Origin of the sequence: Deinococcus phoenicis, assembly GCF_000599865.1 — a bacterium.
GTDB lineage: Bacteria > Deinococcota > Deinococci > Deinococcales > Deinococcaceae > Deinococcus > Deinococcus phoenicis.
This window is the reverse complement of the sequence record NZ_JHAC01000011.1, coordinates 90,275-107,992: the sequence shown is the minus strand read 5'-3', so window position 1 is coordinate 107,992 and position 17,718 is coordinate 90,275. Positions and strand designations below refer to the sequence as shown.

The window sequence follows — 17,718 nt, the reverse complement described above, 5'->3', positions numbered from 1 at the left end:
ATACCTTTCATGCCCCCTTCGGCTCAAGCTATCCGAAAGCTTGGCCTTTCCCACATCCAGCCGGACGACTCCTCCGGCCAGCATGGGCGGGTGTCCTCCTCCCCGCTGGTCTCGGTGCTGATGCCCACCTTCAGGCAGGCCACGTTCCTGCCCCGCGCCCTCGAAAGTCTCCTCGCCCAGTCGTGGGAGGACTGGGAACTGATCGTGGTAGATGACGGCTCGCCCGACGACACTGCGGCGGCCGTGCGGCCTTACCTCGCCGATCCCCGCATCCACTACCACCAGCTCGACCGGAATGTCGGCCTGGGAGCCGCCCTCAATCACGCCACGGCGCTGGCAGGAGGGCAATACCTGGCCTACCTGCCCTCGGACGACCTGTATTACCCGGACCACCTGGAACGGCTGGTGGGCGCGCTGGAGGTGGACCCGGGTGCGGAACTGGCCTACGGCGGTGTGCGCTGGGCCTATCAGCACGCCGGCCCCACCCTGCGCGGCCCCGGGGCTGTCGGGCGGGAGGCGGCCTCTCTCGGCCTGCCGCCGGAACACCAGGCGCAGCCCACCAGCGGCAACCTGCTCGCGCTGGTGCAGGTGATGCACCGCCGCACGGCCCGGCTGCCCCGCTGGACCGAGCGCACCGAGCGCGTCTCCGACACTCTGGAGGCCGACTTCTGGCGCGAACTGCTGGACGGGGGAGCACGCTTTGCCTACGCGGGGGCCGTCACCTGCGAGTGGATGAGCCATCCGGACCAGCGCCACCGCATCATCGCGGGGGTGCCGGGTGGGCTTTCGCGCTACCGGGCGCATTACGGCATCGGCCAGGGGGAGTACCTGAACTTTCAGCCCAGCCGGGGAATGCGTGTGAACGAGGCGGAGCGGTACGGGCGCTTTGCCGGACGTGACCTCTCCCCCCGCCCCGGGGGTCTGAAGATTCTGCTCGTCGGCTCGCTCGGCTTCAATCCGGAGCGGCTGCTGGCGCTGGAGGAGCGCGGCCACCGGCTCTACGGCCTGTGGTCCCCCGACCCCGAAACCTGGGACGCCACCGGCCCTTTTCCCTACGGCCACATCGGGACGCTGCCGCTGGACGGAGACTGGGCCGACCGGGTCCGCGCCCTGCAACCCGACCTGATCTACGCCCTGCTCAACTGGCAGGCGCTCCCGCTGATCGGGCGGGTGCTGGACGCCCGGCTGGGGATTCCGCTCGTCTTTCATTTCAAGGAAGGCCCCTTCATCTGCCACGAGCAGGGGCTGTGGCCCACCCTGGTTCGCGTCCTGAAGGAGAGTGACGGCCAGATCTTCATCAGCCCCGAGAACCGCGAGTGGTTCCGGCTCGCGCTGGGCGGCGGGCTGGACGAGGCCCGCACCTTCATCCTCGACGGCGACCTGCCCAAGCTCGACTGGTTCACTGAGGACTGGTCGCCGAAGCACTCGCGGGCCGACGGCCAGATTCACACCGTCTGCGCGGGGCGGCCCCTGGGGCTGGAACCCCTGTCCGAACTCGCCCGGCAGGGCATCCACGTCCATTTCTACGGCACCCACTTTCAGGAATGGTTTCCCAACTGGACCCGCCAGGGCCTGGAAAGCGGCCTGCTGCACCTGCATCCCACCGTCGAGCCGCAGGACTGGGTGCGCGAACTCTCGCGCTACGACGCCGCCTGGGTGCAGCAGTTCAGCAGCGACAACGGCGGCGACCTGCGCCGGGCACACTGGGACGACCTGAATCTGCCCGCCCGGCTGGGGACCTATGCGGCGGCGGGGCTGCCCTGGATCATGCGCGACAACCGCACCTCGCTGGTGGCGATGCAGACCCTGGCCCAGCAGCACGACTTCGGTATCTTCTACCGCGACTTTGCCGACCTGGGCGCACAACTCCGCGACCGTTCCCGACTGGAGGACCTGACCGCCCATGCCCGCGCTGCGCGGCGTCTCTTCGCCTTCGACACCCATGCCGATGGGCTGCTGAACTTCTTCTCCCGGATTCTTGCATCTGCTGTTCCTGCTGCGTCTCGTCTGGGACAGCCTTGAGAAGCCCATTTCCTCGTGGGGGGAACGGGAAACTAGCGCGGGATTATGAGAGACAGGGTGTGTCCTCCCCCAACGGGGGCATTGGGCTGATGTGAACTTTCTAACACCAACTTTCTCATTCAGCTCCCAAGATTGGGTTATGAAGCCCTTTCCCGCCTCCTCTCCTGCTGTTCTGGCACTGCTGGTTCCTCTCCTGCTGTCTGCCTGTGGGCAGATGAAGGCGGTTGGGGGGGGCACGGAAGCGGCCTATCGCCCCGAGTTCGTCGCCCAGGTGCCGCTGTCCGCCGGCCTGAGCACGGCCAGTCTGGAAGCCACCTACGGCGGTCGGGTTCTCAGTGAGGCGCGGGGCGAGGGATATGCCCTGATGGGCTTTTCGCAGGGAGAGGTCCGCAGTGGCCTGAGTGCCCAGGGGACGCAGGCGGTGCGCGTGGAGCGCAACCGTGACGTGTTCCAGGGTGGGGGCCTGACCGCCACCATGAGTGCGCGGCGGACCGTGTGGATTAACGGCGAATTCACCACGTGGGCAAGTGCGCGGCGCACGGTCTGGATCAACGGCGTCTTTGATTTTCTTCCTCAGAACACGGGCACTTTCCAGCAGATTGGGCTGGAAGCCGCCCAGGCCAGGGCCAGCAACCTCGGCGCGGGGATCAAGGTGGCCGTGATCGATACCGGCGTTGATATCGAACATCCGGCGTTTGCTGGCGCGCTGGCTCCCCAGAACGAGTGGCGCGACTTCCGCGACAACGACACCAATCCGGATGAGGAGGGCGTGCTGGGGGAAGGCGGCTACGGACACGGGACGGCGGTAGCCGGCATCGTGTTGCAGGTGGCTCCCCGGGCGACCATCCTGCCCCTGCGGGTCCTGGGGCCGGACGGCAGCGGCGACGTCCTGCACGTTGCCCAGGCCATCGACTGGGCGGTCAAGTCTGGGGCGCGGATCATCAACCTGTCGCTGGGCACGGACAGCCGCTCCAACGTGGTCCAGGACGCCGTTGCCCGCGCCGCTGCACGCGGGGTGCTGGTGATTTCCTCGGCGGGGAACGATAACCTCGGTTCTCTCACCTATCCGGCGAACGATGCGACCTCTGCTGGCCCGGCGGGCGACTACAGCCTCAGCGTGGGAAGCGTGGACGGCGGCGACCTCAAGTCCAGCTTCTCGAACTACGGCAAGGCTCTGGAAATCGTCGCCCCCGCCGAGAATGTGTACACGCCCGGCCCGGACAACCTGCTGGTGTCCTGGAGCGGCACCTCGATGGCCGCCCCGATGGTCACGGGAAGCCTGGCGCTGGCCCTGGGCGAGAACCTGGGCGTTTCTTCCCGGGACATGGCCAAAGGGCTGGTCGAGAAGACCACCGACATCTACAGAAACGAGATGAACAAAGCGTACAAGGACAAGCTCGGCAAGGGCCGCCTTGATCTGGCACGCTTCAGCGCACAGTGAGTGTGGGTTTGAAAGAGAGCCGTGTCCAGCCAGAAGTCAGTCGCCTTGTCACATCTTGACCCGCAGTTGCAGGCTCTGGAGGTGCGTGCCCTGGCCCTGTTGGAGGCCGCCGAGCAACTGCTGACGGTGGATGAGGCTCAGGCCCTTCAGATGGCCGAGTTGGCGCTTCTGGCTGCCCGTGAGGAAGTCAGCACGCGGGCTTTCGCGCAGGCGCACCACCTTATCGGGCAGATTCAGGTCAGGCGGGGGGATGGGGAGCAGGCCGCCCGCTTTCTGGAAACGGCTCTGGAAGTTTTCTTGGCTCTGGGGGACGGTGATGCCGAGGTGCGGGTGCGCCGCGATCTCGGGGCGGCTCTGCTTGATCAGGGCCGCTTTCGAGAGGCCGAGGAGCATCTGATGCAGGCCCTCGGACGGACAGGAGGGGAGACGCGGGGGAATACCCTCAACAGCCTTGCTGGGCTTTACCACGCTACGGGACGCTACGAGGAGAGCCTGAACAGTCTTCAGGCCGCCCGTATTGCCTTTCGCCAAGCTGACGATGTGGCCGGTGAAGTGAAAGTCCTTGGAAATCTGGGTAATCTTCTCACCAGTCTGGGCCGTTATCCTGAGGCCCTCGAACATCTGACGGCGGCCTATAACCTCAGTGCGGGTTCAGCTCAGACCCTCCTGGCCGCCCACCGCAGTCGGGGGGCCATTCTCCTGAGTCTGGGGGCACTCCATCTCGATATGCGCGATCCAGAAGAAGCACAACGCCATTTTCAAGAAGCTCTGGCCTTCTCCCGGCAGACCGGTGATCAGGTGATCGCCGCCAATGCCATGCTGAACCTTGCCGAGGTGCAGCAGGAAGTGGGAGAGACGCAGGCCGCGCGGTCCTCCTATGAACAGGCTTTGCAGCTTGCGCAGGAGGGCCAGTACCGGCAGGTGGAAGCGTCGGCGCTGATGGGGCTGGGGCAACTGGCGCTGGCCGGGGGCCAGTGGGTAGAGGCCGAGGCCGCCTACCGCCGCGCTGGGGAAATTGCCTGGGAGACGGGTGATCTGGAGGGGCAGCTGTATGCGCTCCTGCATCTGGGCGAGGTACAGGAACAGCTTCAGGCCCTCCCGGAAGCCCTGGGCACGCTGGAGCTGGCCTTGACCCTGGCGCGGCAGGTGGGCCGCCCCAAGGCCGTTTGTGATGTCCACCGCACCCTCTATCCGATGTATGCCCGCAGCGGGGATCATCCCCGGGCGCTGGAGCATCTGGAGCAGCTGTATCAGCAGGAGCGCGAAATCCTGAATGCCGAGGTCGAGCAGCGGGTGCAGGAGCTGACCAGTCACTTCGAGCTGGAACGCGCGCAGCATCAGGCAGAACTGACCCGGCTGCGGCTGGTCGCGGCAGAAGAGGCCCGTGAAGTGGCCGAAGAGGAAGTCCGCGAGCGCACGCGCAGCCTGGAGCAGGCGCAGCTGGAGGTCGTCACCCGGCTGGCGGTCGCCGCCGAATACCGGGACGACACGACCGGGGAACACACCTGGCGGGTCGGGCAGATGGCCGCCGAGATTGCCGCCCGGCTCGGCCTGCCGGGTGAGACGGTGGAGCTGCTGCGGATCGCGGCCCGGCTTCATGACGTGGGCAAGATCGGGATTCCGGACCGCATCCTTCTGAAGACCGGCAGGCTGACCGACGAGGAATTCCGGCATATGCAGCAGCACACCGTGATCGGAAGCCGCATCCTGTCGGGTGGCCGGACGCGTCTCCTCCAGATGGCCGAAGAAATTGCCTGCGCCCATCACGAGCGTTGGGGTGGCGGCGGCTATCCCGCCGGCCTCAGCGGGGAAGCCATTCCCCTCACGGCCCGCATCGTGGCGGTCGCGGACGTGTTCGACGCCCTCACCCACAACCGGCCCTACAAAGTGGCCTGGTCCGTGGGGGAGGCGTTGCGTGAACTCCAGCAGCTCTCCGGCACGTTCTTCGATCCAGAAGTGGTGGAGGCCGCTTTGCAGGTCTTGCCCTTGCCGGAAACGGCCCGTGCCCTGTCCGAGGACTGAGCTTTCACCCCCGTGGGTTGGGGTCACTGTCCTCAAACAAAAGGGCCTGGGAGGAAAGGGCAAGTGGAGGCTGACCCCTTTGCCCTTTCCTCTCAGGCCGCTTTGAATAGCTCTGGGGTAGGGGAGAGCCTGCCCCTTACCCGCTTTAGTAGGGCTGAGCCTCGTGGCTGCGTTCTTCGGCCTGCTGCACGGCCTCTTCCTTCTTCTCTTCCATGCTCTGCCCCGCGCGCGCCAGGCCCTCGGCGACGCGGCGGCCATAGTCGGGGTCACACTGGGTGAAGAGGTCAATCATGCGGTCCTGGATCACCTGGGCAGCGTCCTTCAGGTTCGCCACCAGGTTGTTGATCAGGTCCTCGCGCTCCCAGTCCTCGAAGTTGCGGTACTGCTCGCCCGCCTGGCCGAAGTTGTTGGTGCGCTCGATGCTCTGGCGCACCAGGTTGCCTTCCACGCGCGGTGTATGGTCCGGGGAGGTGCGCGGCGCTTCGGTCAGACCGTTCAGGCTGGACGGCTCGTAGTTCACGTGCGGGTTCTGGCCGGGCACGGTGTCCACGCGGTAGGCCATCTGACCGTCGCGCTGGTTGGTCGCCACGTGCTTTTTGGGCGCGTTGATCGGCAGTTGCAGGTAGTTGGGGCCGACGCGGTAGCGCTGGGTGTCGGAGTACGAGAAGGTCCGGCCCTGAAGCATCTTGTCGTCGCTGAAGTCCAGCCCGTCCACCAGCACGCCGGTCCCGAAGGCCGCCTGCTCCACCTCCGCGAAGTAGTTCTCGGGGTTGCGGTTGAGGGTCATCTTGCCGACGGGCAGCCACGGGAACTGCTCCAGGGGCCAGATCTTGGTGTCGTCGAGTGGATCGAAGTCGAGTTCGGGGTGTTCGCCGTCGCTCATGATCTGCACGCAGAGTTCCCACTGCGGGAAGTCGCCGCGCTCGATGGCCTCGTACAGGTCCTGGGTGGCGTGGTTGAAGTTCTTGGCCTGGATGGCCTCGGCCTCGGGCTGCGTCAGGTTGCGGATGCCCTGCACGGGTTCCCAGTGGTACTTGACCAGCACGGCCTCGCCCTGGTCGTTGACCCACTTGTAGGTGTTCACGCCCGACCCCTGCATCTGGCGGTAGTTGGCCGGGATGCCCCAGGGCGAGAACAGCAGCGTGACCATGTGCATCGCCTCGGGCGAGTTGCAGATGAAGTCGAAGATGCGTTCGCCGCTCTGGCGGTTGGTGACGGGGTCGGGCTTCTGCGAGTGGATCAGGTCCGGGAACTTCAGGGCGTCACGAATAAAGAACACCTTGAGGTTGTTGCCCACCAGGTCCCAGTTGCCGTCCTCGGTGTAGAACTTGGTGGCAAAGCCGCGCGGGTCGCGCAGCGTTTCCGGCGAGTGGCCGCCGTGGCCCACCGTCGAGAAGCGCACGAACACCGGCGTTTGCTTGCCGGGTTCCTGAAACAGCTTCGCGCGGGTGTACTTGCCCACCGGCTCGTCCCCCACCTTGCCGTAGGCCTCGAACACGCCGTGCGCGCCTGCCCCCCGCGCATGCACCACGCGCTCGGGGATGCGCTCGCGGTCGAAGTGGCTGAGCTTTTCCAGAAAGTGGTAGTTCTCCAGCGTGGCGGGGCCACGGCTGCCCACGGTGCGGAGGTTCTGGTTATTGCTGACGGGATGGCCCTGGCGGGTGGTCAGGGTCTGGGCGGTTTCGCCCCCGGCAAGGCGAGTATCTGCCGTGCTGCCCACGCCCTGAACGGCGGTTCCGGCGGTGCCCTGGGTGTCCTGGTTGCGGGTGTTCTGATCGCTCATATGCATTTCCTCCTGCGGCCCCGAAGTGGCCGGGGGCGCTGGGCTTTCCCAGCGTGCCTGCAAGGTTGCCATACATCGGCGGAGATGTCCTGAAGTCGCACATACATTGACGTCGAATTAAGTCCGGGGCCGGAGGTTGCCCCCGCACGCGTGGAGGGTGAGAGGCTGCCCCGCACCGGACCGGCGAACACCGGTTCAGTGCGCGGGGGCTTCGGCCGGTTGGGGGGCTTCCAGCCGGGACAGCAGCTTGAGGGCGAGCCGTTCCAGGGTCTGCGCCTCGGTGGGCGTCAGGGCTGCCAGAATCTTCGTCTCGTTGGCAAGGTGATGGGGCAACAGCTCCTCCACGAGTGCCCGGCCAGGCGGCGTGAGCCGGACCCGCACCGAGCGGCGGTCCGATGGGCTGGCCTGCCGTTCGGCCAGGCCCTTTTGCACCAGCCGGTCCACCCGATTGGTGATGGAGGGACCCGTGATGGCGGTCAGGTCGCTGAGTTCGGTGGGCGTCAGACCTGCTGCCGGCGCCGAGCGGTACAGCGTCAGCAGCAGGTCCCAGCTGGCCGGATTGATGCCCGCCGCCTGGTAGGTGGTTTCGATCTGCCGGACAAGGGCCGTGTGCAGGCGGTCCAGCAGCAAGAAAGGCAACATCGGGCCGGGATCGAGGCCGGGCTGGACCTGTGACCAGTCCTGGCGGATGCGTTCGAGCAGGGTGGGCGTCTCGGGGGGAGTCATCAGCGGGGACCTCGGGATGGGAAAGGAGGGCACGTGGCAGCGGGGGGAGCTTTCCGGGTCGGGGTGGCCCAGGGCCGACAGGGGGACTTTTCAGGGAGTATTTTTCATAGAATGAACAAGCACTTCACGGCTTGACAGAGAGATGATGCGAAGCTTACGATAGCTCAGCTCAATACATAGATGTCTAAGTAGTTTGGCGGCGCAGGCCGTGTCGTTTCTCAGACGTGTGCCCAGGCCACGTCCCCAGTAGGGAGGTCTCATGACCCAAGGAACTGTTCCTGTTCGGTCCACCCACCCCGTCGACGAGATTCCGCCTGTCGGGCGGATGGTCGCCTTCGGGCTTCAGCACGTCCTGAGCATGTACGCCGGGATCGTTGCCGTGCCGCTGGTGCTGGCCTCGGCCCTGGGCCTGGATCAGGACCACATCGTGCGGATCGTCAACGCCAGCTTCTTCATGTGCGGGATCGCCACCCTGATCCAGACCCTGGGCTTTCCGGGCTTCGGCGCGCGGCTGCCGCTGGTGCAGGGCACCACCTTCGCGTCGGTGGCCACCATGATCCTGATCGGCAAGCAGTCCGGGTTGCCGGGCATCTACGGTGCGGTGATCGTGGCGGGCATCTTCACCGTGCTGGCCGCCCCCTATTTCTCGCGCCTGCTGCGCTTCTTTCCGCCGGTGGTGACGGGCACGGTCATCACCATCATCGGCGTCTCGCTGATGCCGGTCGCCATTCGCTGGGCGGGGGGGGGCAACCCTGCCGCGCCCGACTTCGGCTCGCTGAGCAACCTCGGGCTGGCCGTGCTGACCCTGCTGTTCGTGTTGCTGGTCACGCGCTTTTCCAAGGGTCTCTGGAGCCGCATCGCCGTGCTGCTGGGCCTGGTGTTCGGCACGGTCGTGGCGGCCCTGCTCGGCAAGGCGTCCTTTGCCACCGTGGGCACCGCCGCCGCCGTCGGCTTCACGCCGCCCTTCTTCTTCGGGACGCCCACCTTTGCGCTGGTGCCGATCCTGTCCATGCTGCTGGTGATGCTGGTCGTGATGGTCGAGACCACCGCCGACCTGCTCGCCATCGGTGAGATCACCGAGCGTCCCGTCAATGCCGACGACGTGGCACGCGGGCTGCGGGCCGACGGCCTCTCGACGGCGCTGGGCGGCCTCTTCAACGTGTTCCCCTTCACGGCCTTCGCGCAGAATGTCGGTCTGGTGCGCTTCACCGGCATCAAGAGCCGCTTCGTGGTCGCGGCGGCAGGCGTCATCCTGATGCTGCTGGGCTTCTTTCCCAAGCTGGGCGCGCTGGTCGCCTCCATCCCGCTGCCCGTGCTGGGCGGGGCCGGGCTGGTGCTGTTCGGGACCGTGGCGGCGGCGGGCATCCAGACGCTGACCCGCGTCAACATGGCCGACACCCGCAACCTCACCATCGTAGCCGTCAGCATCGCCCTGGGCGTGATCCCGGCCACCGTGCCCACCCTCTACGAGAAGCTGCCGAGCTGGGCGGGCCTCTTTCTGGAAAGCGGTATCACCGCCGCCGCCCTGGCCGCCATCCTGCTGAACATCCTCTTCAACATCTTCAGCACCGGGGCCGAGCGCCGCTCGTACACCGCCGACGTCACCGAACACGCCCCCGAGATGGGAGACGTCCATTGAACGCCTCCCTGACCCTGGCCGACGTGAACGCCCTCCCCCTGCCCGAGTTCGTGCAGCGCTTCGGCGGCGTGCTGGAACACAGCCCGCGCTACGCCGAGCGGGTGGGACGGGAGCGCCCCTTCACCCGGGTGGAGGAGCTGGCCGCCGCCTTTACCGCCGCTGTCCTGTCCGACACGCCCGAGCAGCAGCTCGCCCTGATCCGCGCCCACCCCGACCTCGCCGGAAAGGCCGCGCTGGCCGGTGAAGTGACTGCCGAATCCGCTTCCGAGCAGGCGTCCGCCGGACTCGATCGCCTGACGCCTGAGGAGTACGCCGAGTTTCACCGCGTCAACGGGGCCTACCACGCCAAATTCGACATGCCCTACATCGTCTGTGTGCGGGAGAACACCAAAGGCAGCATCCTGAGCGGTGCCCGCACGCGCCTGGACAACACGCCCGAAGCAGAGCGGGAAACCGCCCTGAGGGAAATCGGCAAGATTGCACGGCTCAGAGTTCTCGACCTGGTACGCCAGGACGCAGGAGGAACACCCGCATGACCCAGACCCAGAACGATCAGGCCCAGAACAACCAGACCCAGAGCGGCGCAGTCCCCGCCAATGTCCGCCTCGGTGAGAACAACTACGGCAAGGCCGAAGTGAACCTGATGAAGGTGTTCCGCGATTCGCCGCGTCACGAGATCCGGGAACTCCAGGTGCGGGTGGGTATGGTCGGCGACTTCGACGCCGCGCACGCCCAGGGCGACAACACCGACCTGATCGCCACCGACACCGTCCGCAACACCATCTACGGGCTGGCGAAGGAAGGCTTTAAGAGCAGCCCCGAGGAGTTCGGCAAGGAGCTGATCGCCCACTTCGTGAAGACCGGCCCCCGGGTGACGGGCGCCTTTGCCGAGTTCACCGAACACCTCTGGGAGCGCGTTCAGGTCGGCGGCGAGGGCCACCAGCACTCCTTCGCGCGCCAGATGCCGAAACGCACCGCCCGGGTGGAGGGCGACGGCCAGACCTTCAAGGTCACGTCCGGCATCGAGGAACTCTACGTCCTCAAGACCACCAACAGCGGCTGGGAAGGCTACCTGCTGGAGGAGCGCTTCACCACCCTCCCCGAGACGAACGACCGCGTCATGGCGACCTTCGTGACCGCGAAGTGGGAATATGGCCGCGAAGACGTGGACTATGACGCCGTGTGGCAGCAGGTCTACACCCAGATTCAGGAGACCTTCACCGACCACTACTCGCCCAGCCTGCAAAACACCCTGTACCTGATGGGCCAGGCCGTGCTGACCCGCTGCCCGGACATCTCGCGCATCTGGTTCCGGATGCCCAACAAGCACCACCTGAAGTACAACCTGGAGCGCTTCGGCCTGGAGAACAACAACGAGATCTTCCACGTGGACCCCGAACCCTACGGCCTGATGGAAGGCTGGGTGGAGCGAGCTTAATGGCGGGCCAGACGGGGCAGGCACAGTCGGGGCAGGCTCATTCCGGGCTGACGACGCATGTGCTGGATACGGCCAGAGGTCGCCCCGCCGCCGGGGTTCAGGTGGAACTCTTCCGGGTGGAAGGCGGGGAGCGCCGCCGGGTCACGGAAGCGGTGACCAACCGTGACGGGCGCACCGACGCGCCCCTGATCGAACGCGGGAACCTGCACCCCGGCACCTATGAGCTGACCTTCCACGTCGCCCCCTACTTCGAGGGCTTCGAGGCCGCGCCGAAAGTCCCGTTTCTGGACCTGGTCACGCTGCGCTTCACGGTCAGCGACACCTCTGCGCACTACCACGTGCCGCTGGTCATGACGCCCTGGTCCTACAGCACCTACCGGGGGAGCTAGGCAGCTCGTATAAACCATCCTGCTCCCCCTTGTCAAGGGACAATTTCCGCAGTACCATTCATCCAGCCACAACCCAGACCACTGTTCTGCATGGATAACCAGCGGTCCGCCTCGTGCGTCAACCATGCGCCCCGATCCCGACAGGGGGGCGCATGCTTTGCACGAGGCGGGCGCTTTTCTGTCGCAGCTTGCTCTGGAGGTTTCCCGACCTCCACCCGGAAGGAGAACAGATGGACAGTATTTCCCTCACCGTGAACGGCGTCCCGCGTGAAGCCCAGGATGTCCGCCCCCACACCACCCTGCTGAACTGGCTGCGCGACCAGGGCCTGACCGGCTGCAAGGAAGGCTGCGCGGAAGGTGAGTGCGGCGCGTGTGCCGTCCTGCTGGCCCGACCGACCGAGGACGGCGGCACCCGCCTGGACTCCGTGAACGCCTGCCTGGTGCTGCTGCCCGCGTTGGAGGGGCAGGAGGTGGTGACCGCCGAGGGTCTGGGCGCGCCCGGTGCCCTGCACCCCGTCCAGCGCGAACTGGCCTACCGGGGCGGCTCGCAGTGCGGCTACTGCACGCCCGGCTTCGTGGTCAGTATGGCCGCCGAGTACTACCGCGAAGACCGGCCCGCTGAGGAGTTCGACATTCACGCCCTCAGCGGCAACCTCTGCCGCTGCACCGGCTACCGCCCGATTCAGGACGCAGCGCTGGCGCTGGGCGGCCCGGCGGAGGAGGACGCTTTCGCCGCCCGCCGCGAGCAGGCTGCGCCCATCCCGCAGGCCACCCGTCTGCACACCCCCGATGGCGAGTTCTACCGCCCGACCACGCTCGCGGAGGCGCTGGACCTGCTGGCCGCCAACCCCGCCGCCCGGTTGCTGGCGGGCGGCACCGACTGGGGCGTCGAGGTCAACATCCGCCACGCCCGCGCCGGGGTGACCATCGCCGTGGACGGGCTGCCCGAGCTGCGCACGCTGACCTGGAACCCCGACTCGGTGGAGATCGGCGCGGGGCTGAACCTCTCCGAGATCGAGCGGCGGCTCGCGGGGCAGGTGCCGTTGCTGGAGGAGTGGTTTCCCCTCTTCGCCTCGCGCCTGATCCGCAACAGCGCCACGCTGGGCGGCAATCTGGGCACCGCCAGCCCCATCGGGGACAGCCCGCCCGTGCTGCTGGCGCTGGACGCGCGGGTGGTGCTGGCGTCCACTGGGGGTGAACGCGAGGTGCCCCTCGCAGGCTACTTCACCGGCTACCGCCAGACGCTGCGCCGTCAGGGTGAACTGATCCGCGCCGTGCGGATTCCGCTGCCCCTCGCGCCCGTCAGCGGCTTCTACAAGATCGCCAAGCGCCGCTTTGACGACATCTCCAGCGTGGCGGTCGGCATCGCGCTGGACCTGGGCGGCGGCGTGGTGCGCTCGGTGCGCATCGGGCTGGGTGGTGTGGCGGCAACCCCGTTGCGTGCCCTGGCCACCGAGGAGGCCCTGACCGGCCAGCCCTGGAACGAGCGGACCGTGCGTGAGGCCGCCCGCATCCTGCGCGGCGAGGGCACGCCCCTGGACGACCACCGCGCCAGCGCCGCCTACCGCGCGGCGATGCTGGAACAGACGCTGCTGAAGTTCTACTTCGAGAAGACCGCTCAGGAGGTGACCGTATGACCAGCCTGTTTGAAAGGCCCGCCGTGGGTGCGGTGGGCGAGGCGTTGCCGCACGAGAGTGCCGAACTGCACGTCACCGGGCACGCGCTCTACACCGACGACCTGGGGGTGCGCCTCAGCGGGCTGCTGCACGCCTGGCCGCTCCAGGCTCCGCACGCCCACGCCCGCGTGACCCGCCTGAACGTGGCGCCCGCCCTCGCGGTGCCCGGCGTGGTCCGGGTGCTGACCGCCGACGATGTGCCCGGCGAGAACGACGCGGGCGTGAAGCACGACGAGCCGCTCTTTCCCACCGAGGTGATGTATTACGGCCACGCGGTCTGCTGGGTGCTGGCGGACAGCACGGAAGCGGCGCGGCTGGGAGCCGAGGCCATCGAGGTCGAATACGAACCGCTCCCCGCCCTGGTGACCATCCACGAGGCCATCGCCGCCGAGTCGTTCCAGGGCACCCAGTCCACCCTGCGCCGGGGCGACGCCGCCTTCGGGCTGGAGGGGGCCGCCCACGTCTTCGAGGGCGAGTTCGAGTTCGGCGGCCAGGAACACTTCTATCTGGAAACGAACGCCTCGCTGGCCCACGTGGATGAATACGGGCAGATCTTCGTGCAGAGCAGCACCCAGCACCCCACCGAGACGCAGGAGATCGTGGCGCACGTGCTGGGCCGGACCAGCAGTCAGGTGACGGTGCAGTGCCTGCGGATGGGCGGCGGCTTCGGCGGCAAGGAGATGCAGCCGCACGGCTACGCCGCCATTGCCGCGCTGGGGTCGGTGCTGACGGGTCGCCCCGTCCGCGTCCGGCTGAACCGCACCCAGGACCTCACCCTGACCGGCAAGCGCCACCCCTTCCACGCCCGCTGGCGGGTGGGCTTTGACGAAGGCGGGCACCTGCTGGCGCTCCAGGCCACCCTCACCTCCGACGGCGGCTGGAGCCTGGACCTTTCGGAGCCGGTGCTGGCGCGCGCGCTGTGCCACATCGACAACGCCTATTACATCCCGCATGTCGAGGTGCATGGCCGGATCGCCAAGACGAACAAGACCTCTCAGACGGCCTTCCGGGGCTTCGGCGGGCCGCAGGGGATGCTGGTGATCGAGGACATCCTGGGCCGCTGCGCGCCGCTGCTGGGTCTCCAGGCCCACGAGCTGCGCCGCCGCAACTTCTACCGCCCCGGCGAAAGCACCCCCTATGGCCAGCCGGTGCGCCACGCCGAGCGGATGGAGGAGGTCTGGACCGGCCTGCTGGCCCGCTCGGAGTTCGCCTCAAGGCAGGCGGAGGTGCGGGCCTTCAACGCCGCGAACCCGCACGTCAAACGCGGCCTCGCCATCACGCCGGTCAAATTCGGCATCTCCTTCAACTTCGTGTCCTATAACCAGGCGGGCGCGCTGGTCCACGTCTACAAGGACGGCTCAGTGCTGATCAACCACGGCGGCACCGAGATGGGCCAGGGTCTTCATACCAAGATGCTCCAGGTGGCGGCGACGGCGCTGGGTGTGCCGCTCTCCTGCGTGCGGCTGGCGCCGACCCGGACCGACAAGGTGCCGAACACCTCCGCGACGGCGGCTTCCACCGGGGCCGACCTCAACGGCGGCGCGGTCAAGGATGCCTGCGAGCAGATCAAGGCGCGGCTGGCGGCGGTGGCGGCGGGGTCGCTGAGCACCCTTTCAGTCAAGGTCGGCGCACTGGGTGTCCACCCGAACGACGTGCGCTTTGAGAATGGCCGTGTCTTCCCGGTTGGGCATCCCGAACTGGGGATGGACTTCCGGCAGGTCGTCCACGACGCCTACCACCTGCGGACGCAACTGTGGGCGGCGGGCTACTACCGCACGCCGGGTCTGCACTGGGACCGTGTCGCGATGCAGGGCGAGCCGTTCAAGTACTTCGCGTACGGGGCTTCAGTCAGCGAGGTGGAGGTGGACGGCTTCACCGGGGCCTACCGCCTGCGCCGGGTGGACATCCTGCACGACGTGGGCGACAGCCTCTCGCCGCTGGTGGACCTCGGGCAGGTGGAGGGCGGCTTCGTGCAGGGCGCGGGCTGGCTGACGCTGGAGGAGCTGCGCTGGGACACCAGCAACGGGCCGAACCGGGGCCGCCTCGCCACCCAGGCCGCCAGCACCTACAAGCTGCCCAGCTTTTCCGAGATGCCGGAAGTGTTTAACGTGTCGTTGCTGGAACGCGCCGCCGAGAGTGGCGTGGTGTACGGCTCCAAGGCCGTGGGCGAGCCGCCGCTGATGCTGGCGATGAGCGTGCGCGAAGCCTTGCGGCAGGCGGCGGCCGCCTTCGGGCCGGAGGGGTACGCCACCGAACTCCCCAGCCCCGCCACCCCGGAAGCGGTGTTCTGGACGCTGGACGCGGCCCGGCAGGCGGCGACCCGGCCCACCACGCCGCCTCACGTGGCGGCCGACTGACATGACCTGGCTGGAGGCTGTACAGGCCCTCTCTGAACGGGGAGAGCCGGGCGTCCTCGTGACCGTCGCGGCGGTGCGCGGCCATGCCCCGCGTGAGGCGGGCGCGAAGATGGTCGTGGGCCGCGCCGAAACCTGGGACAGCGTGGGCGGCGGCAATCTGGAGGCGACCGCCGTGGAACGCGCGCGCGCCCTGCTGGCCTGCGGCGCGACCACTCCCGAACTGCTCACCCTGCGCCTGACCGACCGCGCCGCGAACGAGTACGGGCGGCAGTGCTGCGGCGGTGAGGTGACGCTGCTGCTCGAACCTCTCCAGACCGTGCGGCCCACGCTGGCGATTTTCGGCGTCGGCCACGTGGGGCTGGCGCTGGCGAACATCCTGGGCACCCTGCCGGTGAACCTCCACCTGATCGACTCACGTGCCGCGCAACTTGCCCCCGAACGGCTGGCCGGACTGGAAGGCGGCGCAGCCCGCCTGCACGTCCACCACGCCCCGATTCCCGAGATGGTCCTGGCCGAGTTGCCCGCCGGAACCCACCTCGTGATCCTGACCCACGACCACGCCGAGGACGCCGCCCTGTGTGACGCGGCCCTGCGCCGCCCCGACCTGGGTTTTGTCGGTTTGATCGGGTCGCAGGTGAAGTGGGTGCGCTTCCGCGAGCAGCTTGGGGCGGTGGGCCACACCGAGGCCGACCTTGCCCGCATCACCACGCCCATCGGGATTCCCGGGATTCATGGCAAAAGCCCGGCGGTGATCGCCCTCAGTGTGGCGGCGCAGCTCGTGCAGGTGCTGGAAGCGGCCCGGACCTCCGAAACCTCCTTCTCCCCCACGCCCCCCGCCCCTCAGAGGACCCCATGAAGCTCTACCGCGCTGCCCTGATGCACACGCCCGACAACCCCTTCTCCGCCCCCGGTGCCTTGCAGGTTCAGGAAGACGGCGGCCTGCTGGTGGAGGACGGACAGATTCTCGCCAGCGGCCCCTACGCCCAGGTGCGTGCGGCCCATCCCCGTGCCGAGGCCGTCGACCTGCGCGGCGGCGTGCTGCTGCCCGGTTTTATCGACACCCACGTGCATTACCCGCAGGTGCGGGTGCTGGGCGGCCTGGGGATGCAACTGCTGGAATGGCTCGACCGGAACACCTTACCGGAGGAGGCGCGGCTCTCGGACCCTGGCTACGCCCGCGCCGTCGCCCGCGAATTCCTGTCCGCCCTGGCCTCGAACGGCACCACGACTGCGCTGGTGTTCGGCAGCCACTACGCCTCCGCGATGGACGAATTCTTCAGCGAGGCGGCACAGACCGGATTGCGGGTGGTCGCCGGACAGGTCGTCTCCGACCGGATGCTGCGCCCCGAACTGCACACCACGCCCGAGCGGGCCTATGCCGAGGGCAAAGCCCTGATCGAACGCTGGCACGGCGTGGGCCGCACCCTGTACGCCGTCACCCCGCGCTTCTCGCTGTCGGCCAGCGAGGGCATTCTCGACGCCTGCGCCGCGCTGATGCAGGAGTTCCCGGACGTGCGCTTTACCAGCCACATCAACGAGAACCCGCGCGAGGTCCAGACCGTCCGCGAGCTGTTTCCCGGCGCGCGCGACTACCTCGACACCTACGAGCGGGCGGGGCTGGTCACGCGCCGCAGCGTGCTGGCGCACAACGTCCATCCCACCGACCGCGAACTGGGCGTGATGGCGGCGCACCGCTGCACCGCCGCGCATTGCCCGTGCAGCAATTCGGCGCTGGGGAGCGGGCTGTTTCCACTGCGCCGTCACCTCCAGGCGGGCGTCCACGTCTCGCTCGGGACCGACGTGGGCGGCGGCACCGGCTTCTCGATGCTCAAGGAGGGGTTGCAGGCCTATTTTATGCAGCAGCTCCTGGGCGCGGCGGGAGAAGCCCTCGACCCCGCCAAGCTGCTGTATCTGGCGACCCGCGCCGGGGCCGAGGCGCTGGGGCTGGAGGACCTGACGGGCGACTTCAGCGTGGGCAAGGCCTTCGACGCGGTGTATCTGCGCCCGCCGGAGGGAAGTACGCTCGATACCGTGCTGCGGCACGCGGACAGCCCCGGGCGTGTCCTGGCGGACCTCTTCACGCTGGGCACACAGCAGGACGTGGCGCAGGTCTGGGTGGGTGGTGACGCGGTGTACCGGCGGGCCGCTGCCGGGCAGGAGGTGAGCGTTTGAGTGATCCCGACCGGAACGTGGCTGCACCCTAGACAGCCAGCTGAATAAAAGAG

At 67.8% G+C, this 17,718-nt stretch carries 13 protein-coding genes; 11 read left to right on the top strand and 2 right to left on the bottom strand.

Annotated features, from left to right (window positions below; translation table 11 throughout):
* Nucleotides 1-90: 90 nt before the first annotated feature.
* From DEIPH_RS03725 to DEIPH_RS19125, 3 genes are all read left to right on the top strand, one after another.
* Nucleotides 91-2,022, top strand: a complete 1,932-nt coding sequence (locus DEIPH_RS03725; protein ID WP_051517123.1) for a glycosyltransferase — start codon at nt 91-93, stop codon at nt 2,020-2,022.
* Between the two features lie 214 nt (nt 2,023-2,236).
* A complete protein-coding gene (locus DEIPH_RS03720; protein ID WP_235183161.1) occupies nt 2,237-3,463 on the top strand; it encodes a S8 family serine peptidase in 1,227 nt (408 codons plus the stop codon).
* A 45-nt stretch (nt 3,464-3,508) separates the two neighbouring features.
* Complete coding sequence (locus DEIPH_RS19125; protein WP_152544782.1) at nt 3,509-5,485, top strand: tetratricopeptide repeat protein; 1,977 nt, start codon at nt 3,509-3,511, stop codon at nt 5,483-5,485.
* A gap of 145 nt (nt 5,486-5,630) precedes the next feature.
* Here the strand turns inward: DEIPH_RS19125 and DEIPH_RS03710 are convergent, their stop codons facing one another.
* Entirely contained in the window at nt 5,631-7,268 is a 1,638-nt protein-coding gene (locus DEIPH_RS03710; RefSeq protein ID WP_034353998.1) for a catalase, read from the bottom strand.
* Between the two features lie 195 nt (nt 7,269-7,463).
* Nucleotides 7,464-7,994, bottom strand: a complete 531-nt coding sequence (locus tag DEIPH_RS03705; RefSeq protein ID WP_034354254.1) for a MarR family winged helix-turn-helix transcriptional regulator — start codon at nt 7,992-7,994, stop codon at nt 7,464-7,466.
* Nucleotides 7,995-8,253: 259 nt separating this feature from the next.
* On the opposite strand from DEIPH_RS03705, the gene DEIPH_RS03700 reads away from it, so the two are divergent.
* The 8 genes from DEIPH_RS03700 (at nt 8,254) to guaD (ending at nt 17,665) form a co-directional block, all read left to right on the top strand.
* Nucleotides 8,254-9,633 carry a nucleobase:cation symporter-2 family protein gene (locus DEIPH_RS03700; RefSeq protein WP_034353995.1) on the top strand — a complete coding sequence of 460 codons (1,380 nt, stop codon included), beginning with the start codon at nt 8,254-8,256 and terminating at the stop codon, nt 9,631-9,633.
* On the top strand, nt 9,630-10,169 hold the full coding sequence (uraD, locus tag DEIPH_RS20385) for a 2-oxo-4-hydroxy-4-carboxy-5-ureidoimidazoline decarboxylase (RefSeq protein ID WP_152544781.1): 540 nt from the start codon (nt 9,630-9,632) through the stop codon (nt 10,167-10,169). Before DEIPH_RS03700 ends, uraD begins: the two co-directional genes overlap by 4 nt.
* Nucleotides 10,166-11,071 (top strand): factor-independent urate hydroxylase, encoded by a 906-nt coding sequence (gene pucL / locus DEIPH_RS20380; protein ID WP_034353993.1) that lies wholly within the window; start codon nt 10,166-10,168, stop codon nt 11,069-11,071. The genes uraD and pucL overlap by 4 nt, the downstream gene beginning before the upstream one ends.
* Nucleotides 11,071-11,460: a hydroxyisourate hydrolase gene (gene uraH / locus DEIPH_RS03685; RefSeq protein WP_051517120.1), complete on the top strand. Its 390-nt coding sequence runs from the start codon at nt 11,071-11,073 to the stop codon at nt 11,458-11,460. Before pucL ends, uraH begins: the two co-directional genes overlap by 1 nt.
* A 230-nt stretch (nt 11,461-11,690) precedes the next feature.
* Complete coding sequence (locus tag DEIPH_RS03680; protein ID WP_034353991.1) at nt 11,691-13,097, top strand: xanthine dehydrogenase small subunit; 1,407 nt, start codon at nt 11,691-11,693, stop codon at nt 13,095-13,097.
* Nucleotides 13,094-15,493, top strand: a complete 2,400-nt coding sequence (gene xdhB, locus DEIPH_RS03675; RefSeq protein WP_034353989.1) for a xanthine dehydrogenase molybdopterin binding subunit — start codon at nt 13,094-13,096, stop codon at nt 15,491-15,493. Before DEIPH_RS03680 ends, xdhB begins: the two co-directional genes overlap by 4 nt.
* 1 nt (nt 15,494) lies before the next feature.
* Nucleotides 15,495-16,349: a xanthine dehydrogenase accessory protein XdhC gene (gene xdhC / locus DEIPH_RS03670; protein WP_034353988.1), complete on the top strand. Its 855-nt coding sequence runs from the start codon at nt 15,495-15,497 to the stop codon at nt 16,347-16,349.
* Nucleotides 16,346-17,665: a guanine deaminase gene (guaD, locus tag DEIPH_RS03665; RefSeq protein WP_034353984.1), complete on the top strand. Its 1,320-nt coding sequence runs from the start codon at nt 16,346-16,348 to the stop codon at nt 17,663-17,665. Before xdhC ends, guaD begins: the two co-directional genes overlap by 4 nt.
* Nucleotides 17,666-17,718: the final 53 nt, after the last annotated feature.

Coding starts and splice junctions, on each gene's coding strand:
- uraH (WP_051517120.1), top strand. CDS start 11,071: ATGGCGGGCCAGACGGGGCAGGCACAGTCGGGGCAGGCTCATTCCGGG.
- xdhB (WP_034353989.1), top strand. CDS start 13,094: ATGACCAGCCTGTTTGAAAGGCCCGCCGTGGGTGCGGTGGGCGAGGCG.
- DEIPH_RS03680 (WP_034353991.1), top strand. CDS start 11,691: ATGGACAGTATTTCCCTCACCGTGAACGGCGTCCCGCGTGAAGCCCAG.
- xdhC (WP_034353988.1), top strand. CDS start 15,495: ATGACCTGGCTGGAGGCTGTACAGGCCCTCTCTGAACGGGGAGAGCCG.
- DEIPH_RS03705 (WP_034354254.1), bottom strand. CDS start 7,994: ATGACTCCCCCCGAGACGCCCACCCTGCTCGAACGCATCCGCCAGGAC.
- pucL (WP_034353993.1), top strand. CDS start 10,166: ATGACCCAGACCCAGAACGATCAGGCCCAGAACAACCAGACCCAGAGC.
- DEIPH_RS03720 (WP_235183161.1), top strand. CDS start 2,237: ATGAAGGCGGTTGGGGGGGGCACGGAAGCGGCCTATCGCCCCGAGTTC.
- DEIPH_RS03700 (WP_034353995.1), top strand. CDS start 8,254: ATGACCCAAGGAACTGTTCCTGTTCGGTCCACCCACCCCGTCGACGAG.
- guaD (WP_034353984.1), top strand. CDS start 16,346: ATGAAGCTCTACCGCGCTGCCCTGATGCACACGCCCGACAACCCCTTC.
- DEIPH_RS03710 (WP_034353998.1), bottom strand. CDS start 7,268: ATGAGCGATCAGAACACCCGCAACCAGGACACCCAGGGCACCGCCGGA.